We start from the raw sequence: 12622 nt of genomic DNA, 5'->3' as shown, positions 1-12622 counted from the left end.
GCTACTGCACTGCGGGGCACTCGCACTCTAAATCCGGAAGAGCCGGTTACGCGTGGTCGCCGGTGTCAGCGGTTGTCGTGAACGGGGGCCCGGGTGCGCGGCTCCACCGTCGTGCCCCGCGATCACGCGCGGTGGAACTTCTCCGCCCGGCCCTGCCTCGCGAGCCGCAGCCACTGCGCGAACTCCTGCGGGCTGTGCTTGGTGATCAGGAAGTACCACGCGAACCGCGGCACCTCCAGCAGCCCGACGCGGCGCATGCCCGGCTGCGAGACGAGATAGCCCCGGTTGCGGAACGTGTAGTAGCGCTTGACCGGGTCGTCGGGGTCGCGGGCGTGCAGCCGGCCCCCGAGCATCGGCTTGTCGTCGTCCACACCGGCCGGGTGCAGGTACGCCGCGCGCAGGGCCGTGCCGAACGGCAGCCCCGAGCGCACCATGCGCCGGTGCATCTCGACCTCGTCGCCGCGGACGAACAGCCGCAGGTCGGGCACGCCGAGCACGTCGAGCGCCGACGCCCGGAACAGCGCACCGTTGAACAGCGCCGCGATGGCGGGCAGCAGCTCGTCGTCAGCGCCGTGCTCGGTGTCGGCCGCCAGCGCGGCCCGCGAACGGTGCCAGGTGAGCCCGCGCCGCACCGGGAACGCCAGCTTGTCGGGATCGTCCTTGTCGGCCACCGTCGGCGACACGGCGGCGAGCTCGCGGCGCTCCGCGAGCTCGACGAGCGTGGCCAGCACCGTCTCGTCGGCGGCGTGGCCGTCGTCGTCACCGAGCCAGATCCAGTCGGCGCCCAGCGCGAGAGCGTGCAGCATGCCGAGGGCGAACCCACCGGCGCCGCCGAGGTTGTTCCACGACGGCAGCCAGGTGGCCGGGAGCCCGCAGGCCTCGACCACGTCGCGCGCGGGCCGGTCCGGGCCGTTGTCGACGACGATGAGGTGCGCGATCGGGTGGGTCTGCTTGGCGAGGGAGGCGAGGGAGTCGACGAGCTGGTCGCTGCGGTGCCGCGTGACGACGACCGCGACGACCGAGCCGGGGGGAAGCGCCTTGTTCACCGTGCTTCGATCTCGGCGAGGACGTCACGGCCCTTGTAGTGCGCCAGCACCTCGCGCAGGGGCCCGTGCTCCTTGACGGTGCCGTGCTCCATCCAGATCGCGGTGTCGCAGAGCTCGGCCAGGAACTCGTCGGAGTGCGAGGCGAACACGAGGATGCCGGAACGCGCCACGAGCTCGTTGAGCCGGTTGCGCGCCTTGGCCATGAACTCCGCGTCGACCGCGCCGATGCCCTCGTCGAGCAGCAGGATCTCGGGGTCGATGCTGGTGACCACGCCCAGGGCGAGGCGCACCCGCATGCCGGTGGAGTAGGTGCGCAGCGGCATCTGCAGGTAGTCGCCGAGCTCGGTGAACTCCGCGATGTCGTCGACGCGGGCGTCCATCTGCTTGCGCGTCATGCCCAGGAACAGGCCGCGGATGAGGATGTTCTCCAGGCCGGAGATCTCGGGGTCCATGCCGACGGCGAGGTCGAACACGGGTGCGACCTTGCCCTTGATGGACGCGCGCCCGCGGGTGGGCTCGTAGATGCCCGACATCAGCCGCAGCAGCGTGGTCTTGCCGGCACCGTTGTGGCCGACCAGCGCCACCCGCTCGCCCTTGCGCAGCGAGATCGTGATGTCGCGGAGCGCCTCGATGATCGGCACCTTGGACTCGGTGCCGATCCGGCCCCCGGCGCGGCCGAGCACGGCCTTCTTCAGCGACCGCGTCTTCGCGTCGAAGATCGGGAAGTCGACCGCGGCGCGGTCGAGATCGATGCTGACCATTGTTCCTGTCCCACCCACCCCTAGCCCTCAGACCCAGTACGCGACGCGGGAACGGTAGTTGCGCAGGCAGACCAGCGCGACCGCGCTGCCCACGACGGTGATGGCGCCGACGACGATCCAGTGCCGCCAGACGATCTCCTGGCCCAGCAGCGGCTCACGCAGGATCTCGACGAAGTGCATCACCGGGTTGAGCTCGACGTAGGCGGCCAGCGGGTTGCTCTTGAGCCGCTCGTAGGACCAGACGATCGGCGTCATGAAGAACAGCAGCTGCGTGACGCTCGCGATGATCGGCGGGATGTCGCGGAACCGCGTGGCCAGGATGCCCGACAGCACCGTGATCCAGGCCCCGTTGATCCCGAGCACGAGGAAGGCCGGGACCGCCAGCAGCACCGTCCAGCTGAGCGGTTGCGGGAAGATGATCACCAGCAGCAGCCAGATGACGAGGTTGTGCAGGAAGAACAGCGTCTGCCGCCAGACCAGCCGGTAGACGTGCAGCGTGATCGGGGCCGGCAGGAACTTGATGAGGCCCTCGTTGGCGATGAAGACCTCGCTGCCCTCGAGGATGCAGCCGTTGATGAAGTTCCAGATCAGCAGGCCGGTGGCGACGTAGGGCAGGAAGACCTTGATGTCCTCGTGGAACAGCGCGCCGTAGAGGATGCCCATCGCCGTGGCGATGACGCCCATGCTGATGCTGATCCACAGCGGTCCGAGCACCGAGCGGCGGTAGCGCTGCTTGATGTCCTGCCAGCCGAGGTAGCCCCACAGCGCGCGCTGTCGCCAGCCCAGCCCGATGTCGCGGAACGCCCGCTTCCAGCTGCGTGGATTCGAGGGGTCGGTGGCGAACGGATCGACGGAAGCCACGTCCTCGGCCCGGTCGTCACCGGTCGTCATCGTCTGGGCCACCGGTCGAGGGTACCCACGGGGCTCGGCACCCTCGGGGCCGGTGTCACCCGGAGTCGTTCAGAGATACTGACCGGTACCGCGGCCCAGGCCACCCTCGGGAGCCTGCGGTCCACCGACGCCCGGGGGCAGGCCCCGGCGCATCTGTTCCAGCTGCGCGCGGGCCGCCATCTGCTGGGCGAACAGCGCCGTCTGGATACCGTGGAACAGCCCCTCCAGCCAGCCCACGAGCTGGGCCTGCGCGATCCGCAGCTCGGCGTCGGACGGGACGGAGTCCTCGGTGAAGGGGAGGCTCAGGCGGTTGAGCTCGTCGCGCAGCTCCGGCGCCAGACCCTCCTCGAGCTCCTTGATGGAGTTCTCGTGGATCTCCTTCAGCCGGGCCCGGGACGCCTCGTCGAGCGGCGCCGCGCGGACCTCCTCCAGCAGCTGCTTGATCATCGTGCCGATCCGCATGACCTTGGCGGGTTGCTCCACCATCGCGCCGACCCCCTGCCCGTCGTCACCCTCGGTCTGCGGCACGGAGGCCATGCCGACGGGCTGGCCGTCGGGTCCGATGACCATCACCTGCTGCTCGCCGTTGCTGCCCTGTTCCGGTCCCATACCCGCCACCGTAGCCACCCCCGCGAGTCGGCGCTCTAACGCGCGCGAGTCGGCGGTTCCACGCGCGCGAGTCGGCGCTTTCGCGCCCGCGAGTCGGGGTCTCCGCGCGAATGAGTTGCGGGGTCGCTCAGCCGCTGGTCAGCAGGACCTTGCCGATGACGCCGCCCTCGTCGAACAGTGCGTGGGCCTGGGCCGCATCCCGCATCGGGACGGTGCCGTGCGTGATCGGCCGCACCCGGCCGTCGGCGATCATGGGCCAGACCTGCTCGCGCACCCCGGCGACCACGACGGCCTTGCCGTTGGGGCCCTCCACCGGCCGCGCCCGCAGCCCCATCGACGTGACGCTGGCGCGCTTGGCCATCAGTGCCCCGAGGTTGATCTCGGCCTTCACGCCGCCCTGGAAGCCGATGATCAGCAGCCGGCCGTCCATCGCGAGGGAGTCGAGGTTGGCGGCGAGGCCCTTGGCGCCCATGTTGTCCAGGATGACGTCGGCTCCGTGGCCGTCGGTGGCCTTCTTGAGCTCGGCGGGGATGTCGTCGTGGTAGTCGATGACGATGTCGGCGCCCAGCTCGCGGCAGCGCTCGAGCCGGTCGGGCGCGCCCGCGGTGGCGGCGACGCGGGCGCCGAGCGCCTTCGCCACCTGGATCGCGTGCGTGCCGATGCCGCTGCTGCCGCCCTGGATGAGGAACGTCTCGCCGTCGCTCAACCGGCCGGCGCCGACGATGTTGGACCACACCGTGCACGCCACCTCGGGGAGCCCGGCCGCCGTGACGATGTCGACGCCGTCGGGGATCGGCAGCAGCTGCGCCGCGGGCACGGCCACCTTCTCCGCGTAACCGCCGCCGGCCAGCAGCGCGCACACCTCGTCGCCGACCTTCCAGCCGGTGACGCCCTCACCCAGCGCCGCGATCCGTCCCGAGCACTCCAGCCCGATGATGTCCGACGCTCCGGGCGGCGGCGGGTAGTGGCCCTGGCGCTGCATGATGTCGGCGCGGTTGACCGCGCTCGCCACGACGTCGAGCACGACCTCGCCGGCCTTCGCGACGGGATCGGGCACCTCCGTCCACTGCAGGACGTCGGGACCGCCGGGCTCGCTGACCGTGATGGCATGCATGGCCGGACCGTATTCCTCTCGTGCGGGGGTGCGCGATCCGGAACGCTCGTGGCATGGACCACTGGCCGCTGCGCGATCTCGTGCTGTGCACCCCGCGCCTCGAGCTGCGCCCCGACGACGACGAGGGGCTGGACGAGCTCGTCGAGGAGGCCTACCTCGGCGTGCACCCGCCCGACGAGATGCCGTTCCTGGTGCCGTGGACCGAGGCCGATCCCCGGTACCTGGGCCGCGGGATGCTCCAGTACCACTGGGCGGAGCGGGCGCGGCTGGCTCCGGAGAACTGGTCGGTGCACTTCCTCGTGCGCCTCGACGGCCGGGTCGTCGGGATGCAGAGCCTGCACGGCGTCGACTTCGGTGTCACGCGGCATGTCGGCTCGGGCTCGTGGGTCGGGCTGCGCCACCAGGGCCGGGGGATCGGCACGGAGATGCGCGCGGCCGTGCTGCTGTTCGCGTTCGACCACCTCGGCGCCACCCGCGCCCGCTCGTCCGCGTTCGCCGACAACGCCGCGTCGCAGGGCGTCTCGCGCAAGCTCGGCTACCGCCGCGACGGCACCGAGACGGTGGTGCGCCGCGGCGTCGCGACCGAGGACGTCCGCCTCGTGCTCGATCCCGACACGTTCGTCCGCCCGTCGTGGACACTGGCCGTCGACGGGGTGGAGGGGTGTCTCGGCCTGCTCGGGTCAGCCTAGGTTGACACCGCGCGCGAACGTGTCGCACTGCGCCGGGTTACCGGTCTTGTAGCCGGTCGTGTACCACTTCGTGCGCTGCGCGGAGCTGCCGTGGGTGAACTGGCTCTGGTCGACGCGGCCGTTGCCCAGGTTGGTCTGGATGAAGTCGTCACCGATGCGGTTGGCGGTGTCGAGCGCCGAGTTGACGTCAGCCTGGGTGATGTCCTGGATCAGGGGCTTGCCCGACGCCGTCGGCACCGAGGCGGCGTGGTTGGCCCAGACGCCGGCGTAGCAGTCGGCCTGCAGTTCCAGGCGAACCGAACCCGACGTCGGCCCGGTGTCACCGCCCCGCACACGGCTCGTGGTGCCGAGCAGGTCCTGGATGTGGTGGCCGTACTCGTGGGCGATGACGTAGGCGCGGGAGAAGTTGCCGCCCGTGGCGCCGAAGCGGGTCTCGAGCTCCTTGAAGAAGGAGAGGTCGATGTAGACCTGCTTGTCGGCCGGGCAGTAGAACGGACCGGTGTCGGAGGTGGCCCCGCCGCAGCCGGTGTTGGTGCTGCCGCTGAAGAAGTTGGTGCGCGGCGGGGTGTAGGTCTGGCCGGAACGCGCGAACGTGTCGCTCCAGTAGCCGTCGAGGGAGTTGACGACGGCCACGACCTCGCAGTCGAGCTGTGTGTTGGCCTGTGCGCCGGTCTTGCAGCTGGACGCGATGGCGGTGGTGTCGGCGGTCTGCCCGCTGCCGAGCGCCGACAACCCGTTGGGCAGAGCCAGCCCCCCACCCCCGCCGAGGCTGCCGCCCCCGAGCTGGGAGAGCAGGAAATAGAGGATCAGCCCGACGATGCCGAGACCACCGCCGCCGACCGCGACCCGGCCGCCGAGCGCACCTCCACCGCCGCCCCCACCACCGCGCATGTCGTTGATGTTCGAGGTGTCGAGCTGGGCGTTCTCGTCGAACCGCATAACTGCTGCCTCCCGCTGGCGTCCGCGCGTGATCCCACCACATGTCGCCGGTGCCGGTCGACAGGGCACGGGCCGTGATCGGGTGGCGGGGGGCGCCGGGTACGCGTCTCGCGACGATCATCGAGGTCCAGGTACGGTTGGCGGCACCTGGAAGCGTGGCAGAGCGGCCGAATGCACTCGCCTTGAAAGCGAGAGACCCGAAAGGGTCCGGGGGTTCAAATCCCTCCGCTTCCGCCAGGTCACGAGGGTGTCGGCCGATCATGGCTGGTCTCGATGGTCGGTCTGACATCAACCGGTGACATCAACCCACCTGAAACCGCCTCGCCGAGCTGGGCCAACGCCGCGGCCTTCTCGGTGAGGTTGCCGTGGGCGTAGACCATCATCGTGACCTTGATGTCGCTGTGGCCGGCGATCTCCCGGACCACGTGCGGTGGCACGCCGAGGGCCAGGAGCAGCGACACCGCGGTGTGGCGCAGGTCGTGGAACCGGAGCTTCCCCAGGCCGGCCGCCGCGCGCACGTCGTGCCAGTACTTGACCAACGTGTACGGCGACATCGGCCGGCCCTGCCGGGTGGTGAAGACGAACCCGGAGTCCTCCCACCGCTCGCCGGCATCGGCCCGTTCGGCGTCCTGCCGCTTCTGGTGCTCGCGAAGCGCCAGGACCACGACGTCAGGCAGCGGGATCACCCGACGGGACGCCCGGGTCTTGGGCGGCTGGATGACCGCGCGGCCGTCCACCCAGCTCAGGGCCTGCCGCACTGCGAGGCGCCCACCGTCCAGGTCGACCGCAGACCAGGTCAGCCCGAGCAGCTCACCGCGACGGAGCCCGAGCACGATCGCGCAGAGGTAGAGCGCGAACAGCCGGTCGCCGGCGATCTTGGCCAGCAGGGCCCGCGCGGCGATCGGGTCGAGGCCGGCGCCCACGTCGTACTCGGGATTCGACATCTTGACCAGCTTCGCGGCGTTGCGGCTGACCAGCTCCTCGCGCACGGCGTTGGACAGCGCGTTCCGCAGAACGGCGTGAGCGAACTGGACCATGCGCGGCGACAGCTTCCGGACCCCGCCGCCGTGACCGGATGTCTCCTTCTCTCGCAGCGCAGCGAGCAGCCGGCGCACGTCGGTCGGCCCGAGCTCGTCGAGCTTCTTCTTCCCGAGCACGGGCTTGATGTGGACGCGGACCATCGTCTCGTAGCCCTTGTAGGTGGTGGCCCGTCGCTCAGGCTTCACCACGTGTTCAAGCCAGTAGTCGAGGTACTCGCCGACGGTCTGCCGCTCCCGGGCGCGCGGGATGCCGTCGGCCGCCTTGCGGAGCAGGTCGTCGAGCTTGTCGCGGACATCCTCGCGAGTGCGGCCGTAGACGAAGACGCGGCGCCGGCCCCCGCCGACAACAGGCACGAACGCGGCAGCGTGGTACCGGCCGTCGGGGCGTTTGACGATCGTCCCCTCGCCGTTTCCGCGCTTCCGGGCGGCCGGCATCAGGACGCCTCCTGTTCGAGTTGGACCAGGTGAGCGGCGTACTCCCGCACGGCGTCGACCGGGATGCGGCGCAGGCCGCCGATCTTCACCGAGGTGATCTCCTTGGCGGCGATCAGTGCGTACACGCGGGTCCGTCCGATGTGGAGCGCTTCCGCGACTTCCTCCGCCGTGAGCAACAGGCGTTCCATCTCCGTGCCTTTCAGGTGGGGTAGTGGGTGGTGGACTCCTCGCGCGCGATGAGCCGTTGCTCGCGGGCGTTGGCGGCCGCGGTGTTGGCGAGCAACGCGTCGGCGGTGGTGTGCCAGCCGATGCCGGCGAAGGCGAGGGAGGCGATGACGACGGTGGTCTCGGTGTCGTCGTCGAGGGCCTGGCGCTCGTCGAGATCGGGCCCGGTGTCGTGGAGCTGGGCGCGGCGCCAGTCGCGGCGGGCCTGTCGCAGGGCTCCGAGCGTCGTCGAGTAGCGGCGTGACTTGGTGGAGAAGTGGCCGCCGAAGCCGAGCATGTGGGCCCAGCGTCGGACCCGACCGTAACCGGCCTGCCACTCGTCGAGCGGGTCGCCGTCCTCGTCGGGGCCGTGGTGGCGGATCCACAGCCGGTGATCGGCCAGGACCTGAGCCGGTGGTTGGCCGAGGTGCCAGCAGGAAGCGACGAGCCGGCCGGCGTGAGTGCGCGGGTCGGCATAGATGCCGATCGTGTCGTCGGTGAGCCGGGCGGAGGCGTGCCCGGTGATCTCGGTGGCCTTGGTGGCGTACTTGGCGAGGTAGCCGGCGACGGCGCCGGTGGTGATCTCGCCGCGGTCGTCGACGTCGCGGACGGTGAGCCGGACCTGCCGGGGGTCGAGCTGCTCGCCCCAGGCGATCGGCCAGCCCTCGGGCCGGCGTGGGTGGTCGGGCGTGGTGAACGATGTCGTGGTCAGCGCGTCGCGGAGCAGCTGAGCCAGGTGGCCGGCGGTGAGTGAGGCCGGCGGGGCCATCACGGCGTCGGGGTCGAGGGGGTCGATGCCGTCGAGCCGGATCATGGCGTGGATGTGGGCGACGCCGCGGCGCTGGAACTCCGCGACCTTGGCGTAGGACAGCCGCAGCCGGACGCCGTGACGGTCGCCGAGCTTGCGCAGGAGCCGGTTGGCGGTGTTCATGCTGCGCCGCCACAGCTCGCCGGCGTAGCCGTTCCAGACGACCTGGTGGTCGTGGTCGTAGCAGTCCAGGCAGAGCGGCCGGCCCACCGCGCGGTCGTCCTCGGCGTGGCGTTGGCGGCACTCCATCACGACCCCGTGCGCGCAGGTGTCGGCGTTGCGGCGGGGCCGGCAGGGTCGGCCGTCGCGGTGGTGGGTGTGCACAGGCCCGAATGACGGTGCGGTGCCGGTGAGGAACACGCACGGGTGTTCGGCGACGGTGAGCGGGACGCCTTTCCCGCCGGCCAGGCCGGCCTTGACGAGCTGGAAGGTGTCGGCGCGGTAGGTCTCGGCGCAGGACGGGCAGACGGTGGCGCGGCGGTTGCCGCAGGGCACGTAGAGCACGTCATCGGGCATGCCGGCGGTGCTGGTCGTCTCGATGATGTGCCCGGTGGTGGTCTCGACGGTGTGCAGGTCGCCGCGGAGCCGGATCGGGTGGGCGCAGCCGGCGGCGGCGCGGATGTGGCCCTGCCAGCGGTGGTAGTCCTCGGAGCCGGCGCGGCGGACGAGGTCGGATAGGTTCGCGCCGGCCCAGCGGCCGGTCATGGCCGGCGCGGTGGTCATCGCAGTGTTCCGGGGCTGGACGGTGTGCCGGGCTCGAGGTGGGCCCAGCGCTGGTGCGCGGCCTGGCGGGTGATGCCGAGCCGGGCGGCGATCTCGGCCCAGCTGTAGCCGCGGGCCCGCAGCCCGGTGACGGCCGTGGCGAGAGCGTCGTCGACGCCGAGGGCGAGCGCGGCGAGATCGGGCAGGCCGTCGACGTCACCGGTGGCGATGCGGCGTCCTGCTGCGGCGATGACGCGGCGGCCGAAGGCGGCGAAGGCGTCGTTCTCGACCACGCGAGGCTGGTCGTCAGGTGTCAATCGCCGCTTGACGGCGGATCGGGTGGGTGCGCTCATCGCCGGCCACCGCCCACGGTGCTCGGGGTGTGCCCGGAGGCGGCAGCCCGTGCGGCGTCGCGGCGGTCGAAGGCGCGCATCTCGGCGCGGAACAACAGCTCCCGGCGCACCTCGCGGACGATGTAGCCGAGCACGGCCAGACCGCCGAGTCCGAAGATCACGCCGAAGGTGATGCCGGCTGTGTGCTCGACCGCCGGCCAGATCGAGGAGGTCAGCCCGAGGGCGCAGAACCCGACGACCACGGCGGTGATCACGTTCAGCTCGGTATTGTCCCTCATGACGCCCACCGCCCGACCACGCCGGCGATGTCGTCGTCGGACAGCCAAGCGCAGCGGATGCGGGCCGGGATGCCGCCCTCGGCGAGCAGCCAACCGACACCGGGTTGCCCGGGGTCGATCGTGGAGGCGTCGTAGCCGCGGGCGTGCCAGCCGTGGCCCAACACGATATCCGAGCTGGTCTCGGTGGTGCAGCGGAACGCGAGCCGGTAGCCGAACAGGTCCCGCAGCGAGGTCGGGATGATGTCCGCCGACGGTCGTTGCGTCGCGGCCACGACGATGATCCCGGCAGCGCGGCCGCGGGCGACGACGTCGCGGAGCAGTAGGGAGAACAGCTCCCGCTGCTTCTTGTCCCCGGCCGTGGCGGAGTAGTAGGCGAGTTCGTCGATCACCAGCATGATCGGCTGGACCGGGTCATCGGGCGTGATCTTGCGGCGGCCGTCGGTGTCGAGCCGGTCGTAGCGGGCGTCCATCTCGGCCTGGAGCTCGGCGAGCCGAGCGTTGGCGTGGTCGAGGGAGGCGCCGACGAACACCTCGGCGCAGGAGCGCCAGAGCCCGAGCTCGACCCGCTTGCCGTCCATCAACCACAGCCGGCAGTCCGAGGCGAGCGCGGCGTGGGCCACGATGTTGTTCAGCAGCCCGGACTTCCCCGAGCCGGGCTCACCGCCGGCCAGCAGGTTGCGGTAGACCAGCGGCAGCAGCACCGAGGCAGCGTTCTCGTCGATGCCGATGTGGATCGGATCGTAGATCGACACCCGGGCCGGGACGGCGACGGTTTGGCGCCTACGCACTGCGCCCACCCCCGACGTTCACCGGCGGGACGAGGTTCAGCCGGCGGCCGACGACGGGCTCCCCATGCGGCGAGGACACCGGGGCGCCGGTGAGCGGGTCGCGGCGTATCACGTCGAGGACGACCAGCGCGGACACCGAGCGGTGGGCGTTGACCCGGGCGTCGCTGCCCCAGCAGGCCGAGGCGATGTGGGAGAGGTTGTTCTGGATGTCCCCGGCGTCGATCCCGGCGCGCAGCAGCAGCCAGACCCGTTCTCCGACGGGCGTCGGTCGGGCCCAGAGCTGGACCGGGACGTTGCCCGAGTAGTTCATGATCCGTCGTTCCACGCAGACGGCGCGGAGCCGATGGCGGGTCATCACGGCGTAGGCGCGGCGCAGCAGGTAGCGCCGGGAGAGGGGCCAGCAGCCGGCGGCCAGGACCAGGGCGCCGACGACGAGACCGGCCACCCAGGTCGGCATCCGGTCGGTCAGCCACACCCAGGCGGCGATGGCGAGCGCTGCAACGAGCAGCTCGGCGCGGAGCCGGATGAGCAGCCCGACGAGACGCGCGGGCAGCGAGCGCTGGGGGCGGGTGAAGACCTCGAACGGCTCGCTGCGGGTCAGGCGGTTGGCGGAGGTGCGCACGATGGCGCGGCGGCCGGCCATCACGCGCTCTTCGCAGCGGCGAGGGGACGGACCTCGGCGGCGCGGTACGCGACGCCCTCACGGCCGTTCCGGCTCCACGGGATCGCGACCAGCTGCGATGGCGTGACCGGCTGACCCTGCTGGAGGTGCGGCGGGTCGCCCGCGATCGTGACGACGATGGTGTCGGCTCCGCGGTCGTCCATGACGACGAGCTGCGCGGCCCAGAGCGGGGCGCGGGTCTTGCGGTCGAGGCGCTGAACGCCGTTGTCGTCGATCTTCGGCTCGAACGGCCGGCCGACGGTGAAGGACTTGCGCGAGATATCGATGAGCAGTTCCACGAGGCTCTCCCTGTTCGTGTCGAGCACCGGAGGTGGGTGCCTGACCAGGAGAAGCCCGGAAGCGCGAAAGGACCCGGACAAACTGTCCGGGTCTGTTCAGAGCAGGTCTTGCGAACTGTGCCGACCTACTGCCGGCTGACGGCCACCTCGTCGACGAGATCGAGGATCGCCAGCCACGGCAGCTCGCGGTCGGGTGGTGCCTCGCGCGGCTCGTAGAGCGGCCACACGTCATCGCCGTACACAAGATGTACCCCACCGGACCGGAGCGCCGCTATGTGACCTTCCCACGCCGGGTGGCGGGTGTGCGCAGCGTTCACGCGCGGGAACACGATCACCGGGGTGGCACGATTGCCGATGGCCTCGCCGGCGGTGGTGAGTGCCTGGTTGTCGGCGATGCCGAGCGCCAGCTTAGCCACGAGGTTGGCCGTTGCCGGCGCGACGACATAGCAGTCCACGGGCGGATGCGGGCTGCGTTCGCCGGGTCGACGGGGCTGGTCACGAACGGCCAGGCCAGTGATCCGTTCGAGCTTGCCGCGCTCACCGGACTCCGTCAGCCAGGTGCCGGCCGTCGGGGTGAGGGTGACGGCGACCTGCCAGCCACGATCTTGCGCAGCTTCGACGAAGCCAGTTCGCAGCGTCTCGATCCCGCCGGCTGCGCTAGCGATCAGCCCGATGACGCCGCGTACGTCGGTCACCGCACCGCCCGGCAGCGCTGTCCGAATGCCAGCAGCTCGGAGGACTTGCTGCCGGCGGTCACCGGGGCGCGCCGGTGCATGTCCTTGACCGCCTCGCGGACGCTGGCACTGTGCCGGACGAGTGTCGGCGCCTGGCGCTCTGCGCTGAGCAGAAGGTCGAGCGCTTCGGTGTCCTTGGCCAAGTACGAGAGCGCACGGGCAACATCAATCATGTGTGTGACACGCCGTTCCACCGGGAGGTTCTCGGCGCGGATCTCCCGGCCGTGCTCAGCCTGGATCCACCGCCGATAGTCGCTGGTGAAAGTGGGTC

At 71.0% G+C, this 12622-nt stretch carries 16 protein-coding genes, 1 tRNA gene and 1 pseudogene; 2 read left to right on the top strand and 16 right to left on the bottom strand.

Features of this window, described 5'->3' with window-relative positions; translation table 11 throughout:
* Positions 1 to 122 precede the first annotated feature (122 nt).
* The 5 genes from BGP03_RS11345 to BGP03_RS11325 all read right to left on the bottom strand — a co-directional run bounded on the left by BGP03_RS11345 (position 123) and on the right by BGP03_RS11325 (position 4421).
* On the bottom strand, positions 123 to 1046 hold the full coding sequence (locus BGP03_RS11345) for a glycosyltransferase family 2 protein (protein WP_296375115.1): 924 nt from the start codon (positions 1044 to 1046) through the stop codon (positions 123 to 125).
* Positions 1043 to 1807: an ABC transporter ATP-binding protein gene (locus BGP03_RS11340; protein WP_298797296.1), complete on the bottom strand. Its 765-nt coding sequence runs from the start codon at positions 1805 to 1807 to the stop codon at positions 1043 to 1045. The genes BGP03_RS11345 and BGP03_RS11340 overlap by 4 nt, the downstream gene beginning before the upstream one ends.
* A 27-nt stretch (positions 1808 to 1834) precedes the next feature.
* Positions 1835 to 2710 (bottom strand): ABC transporter permease, encoded by an 876-nt coding sequence (locus BGP03_RS11335; protein ID WP_298797294.1) that lies wholly within the window; start codon positions 2708 to 2710, stop codon positions 1835 to 1837.
* A gap of 57 nt (positions 2711 to 2767) precedes the next feature.
* Positions 2768 to 3235 (bottom strand): bacterial proteasome activator family protein, encoded by a 468-nt coding sequence (locus tag BGP03_RS11330; RefSeq protein ID WP_296375229.1) that lies wholly within the window; start codon positions 3233 to 3235, stop codon positions 2768 to 2770.
* Between the two features lie 199 nt (positions 3236 to 3434).
* Positions 3435 to 4421 (bottom strand): NAD(P)H-quinone oxidoreductase, encoded by a 987-nt coding sequence (locus tag BGP03_RS11325; RefSeq protein ID WP_296375108.1) that lies wholly within the window; start codon positions 4419 to 4421, stop codon positions 3435 to 3437.
* Between the two features lie 53 nt (positions 4422 to 4474).
* Between BGP03_RS11325 and BGP03_RS11320 the strand changes: the two genes are divergently transcribed.
* Complete coding sequence (locus BGP03_RS11320; RefSeq protein ID WP_296375106.1) at positions 4475 to 5110, top strand: GNAT family protein; 636 nt, start codon at positions 4475 to 4477, stop codon at positions 5108 to 5110.
* On the opposite strand, the gene BGP03_RS11315 is transcribed toward BGP03_RS11320, so the two are convergent.
* The gene (locus BGP03_RS11315) at positions 5102 to 6049 is read right to left on the bottom strand and encodes a neutral zinc metallopeptidase (RefSeq protein WP_296375104.1); all 948 of its coding nucleotides are present in this window, start codon (positions 6047 to 6049) and stop codon (positions 5102 to 5104) included. The two genes, BGP03_RS11320 and BGP03_RS11315, sit on opposite strands and share 9 nt — an antisense overlap.
* A gap of 149 nt (positions 6050 to 6198) precedes the next feature.
* Here BGP03_RS11315 and BGP03_RS11310 point away from each other — a divergent pair.
* Positions 6199 to 6286, top strand: a tRNA-Ser gene (locus BGP03_RS11310).
* A 2-nt stretch (positions 6287 to 6288) separates the two neighbouring features.
* Here the strand turns inward: BGP03_RS11310 and BGP03_RS11305 are convergent.
* From BGP03_RS11305 to BGP03_RS11260, 10 genes and pseudogenes are all read right to left on the bottom strand, one after another.
* The gene (locus BGP03_RS11305) at positions 6289 to 7524 is read right to left on the bottom strand and encodes a site-specific integrase (protein WP_298797292.1); all 1236 of its coding nucleotides are present in this window, start codon (positions 7522 to 7524) and stop codon (positions 6289 to 6291) included.
* The gene (locus BGP03_RS11300) at positions 7524 to 7712 is read right to left on the bottom strand and encodes a helix-turn-helix domain-containing protein (RefSeq protein WP_298797290.1); all 189 of its coding nucleotides are present in this window, start codon (positions 7710 to 7712) and stop codon (positions 7524 to 7526) included. The genes BGP03_RS11305 and BGP03_RS11300 overlap by 1 nt, the downstream gene beginning before the upstream one ends.
* A gap of 11 nt (positions 7713 to 7723) precedes the next feature.
* On the bottom strand, positions 7724 to 9259 hold the full coding sequence (locus BGP03_RS11295) for a replication initiator (protein ID WP_298797288.1): 1536 nt from the start codon (positions 9257 to 9259) through the stop codon (positions 7724 to 7726).
* The gene (locus BGP03_RS11290; RefSeq protein WP_298797286.1) at positions 9256 to 9531 is read right to left on the bottom strand and encodes a hypothetical protein; all 276 of its coding nucleotides are present in this window, start codon (positions 9529 to 9531) and stop codon (positions 9256 to 9258) included. The genes BGP03_RS11295 and BGP03_RS11290 overlap by 4 nt, the downstream gene beginning before the upstream one ends.
* Before the next feature lie 56 nt (positions 9532 to 9587).
* Positions 9588 to 9869 carry a hypothetical protein gene (locus BGP03_RS11285; protein WP_298797284.1) on the bottom strand — a complete coding sequence of 94 codons (282 nt, stop codon included), beginning with the start codon at positions 9867 to 9869 and terminating at the stop codon, positions 9588 to 9590.
* A complete protein-coding gene (locus BGP03_RS11280; RefSeq protein ID WP_298797281.1) occupies positions 9866 to 10657 on the bottom strand; it encodes an FtsK/SpoIIIE domain-containing protein in 792 nt (263 codons plus the stop codon). Before BGP03_RS11280 ends, BGP03_RS11285 begins: the two co-directional genes overlap by 4 nt.
* Positions 10650 to 11300, bottom strand: coding sequence for a hypothetical protein (locus BGP03_RS11275; protein WP_298797279.1), 651 nt, complete (start codon positions 11298 to 11300; stop codon positions 10650 to 10652). The genes BGP03_RS11280 and BGP03_RS11275 overlap by 8 nt, the downstream gene beginning before the upstream one ends.
* Positions 11300 to 11617, bottom strand: a complete 318-nt coding sequence (locus tag BGP03_RS11270) for a hypothetical protein (protein ID WP_298797277.1) — start codon at positions 11615 to 11617, stop codon at positions 11300 to 11302. The genes BGP03_RS11275 and BGP03_RS11270 overlap by 1 nt, the downstream gene beginning before the upstream one ends.
* Before the next feature lie 125 nt (positions 11618 to 11742).
* Positions 11743 to 12312, bottom strand: coding sequence for a flavoprotein (locus BGP03_RS11265; protein WP_298797275.1), 570 nt, complete (start codon positions 12310 to 12312; stop codon positions 11743 to 11745).
* A pseudogene (locus tag BGP03_RS11260) lies at positions 12309 to 12622 on the bottom strand (hypothetical protein); the annotation flags it as partial. The pseudogene BGP03_RS11260 and the gene BGP03_RS11265, both read right to left, overlap by 4 nt.

Source organism: Pseudonocardia sp. 73-21, from assembly GCF_001899645.1.
Lineage (GTDB): Bacteria > Actinomycetota > Actinomycetes > Mycobacteriales > Pseudonocardiaceae > Pseudonocardia.
The sequence above is the reverse complement of the archived record's forward strand: the minus strand, read 5'-3'. Positions and strand labels throughout refer to the sequence as shown.

What these genes read in the sequence shown, in the direction of transcription:
- BGP03_RS11340 (WP_298797296.1), bottom strand. Translation starts at nt 1,807, where the DNA reads ATGGTCAGCATCGATCTCGACCGCGCCGCGGTCGACTTCCCGATCTTC.
- BGP03_RS11330 (WP_296375229.1), bottom strand. Translation starts at nt 3,235, where the DNA reads ATGGCCTCCGTGCCGCAGACCGAGGGTGACGACGGGCAGGGGGTCGGC.
- BGP03_RS11325 (WP_296375108.1), bottom strand. Translation starts at nt 4,421, where the DNA reads ATGCATGCCATCACGGTCAGCGAGCCCGGCGGTCCCGACGTCCTGCAG.
- BGP03_RS11320 (WP_296375106.1), top strand. Translation starts at nt 4,475, where the DNA reads ATGGACCACTGGCCGCTGCGCGATCTCGTGCTGTGCACCCCGCGCCTC.
- BGP03_RS11315 (WP_296375104.1), bottom strand. Translation starts at nt 6,049, where the DNA reads ATGCGGTTCGACGAGAACGCCCAGCTCGACACCTCGAACATCAACGAC.
- BGP03_RS11305 (WP_298797292.1), bottom strand. Translation starts at nt 7,524, where the DNA reads ATGCCGGCCGCCCGGAAGCGCGGAAACGGCGAGGGGACGATCGTCAAA.
- BGP03_RS11300 (WP_298797290.1), bottom strand. Translation starts at nt 7,712, where the DNA reads ATGGAACGCCTGTTGCTCACGGCGGAGGAAGTCGCGGAAGCGCTCCAC.
- BGP03_RS11295 (WP_298797288.1), bottom strand. Translation starts at nt 9,259, where the DNA reads ATGACCACCGCGCCGGCCATGACCGGCCGCTGGGCCGGCGCGAACCTA.
- BGP03_RS11285 (WP_298797284.1), bottom strand. Translation starts at nt 9,869, where the DNA reads ATGAGGGACAATACCGAGCTGAACGTGATCACCGCCGTGGTCGTCGGG.
- BGP03_RS11275 (WP_298797279.1), bottom strand. Translation starts at nt 11,300, where the DNA reads ATGGCCGGCCGCCGCGCCATCGTGCGCACCTCCGCCAACCGCCTGACC.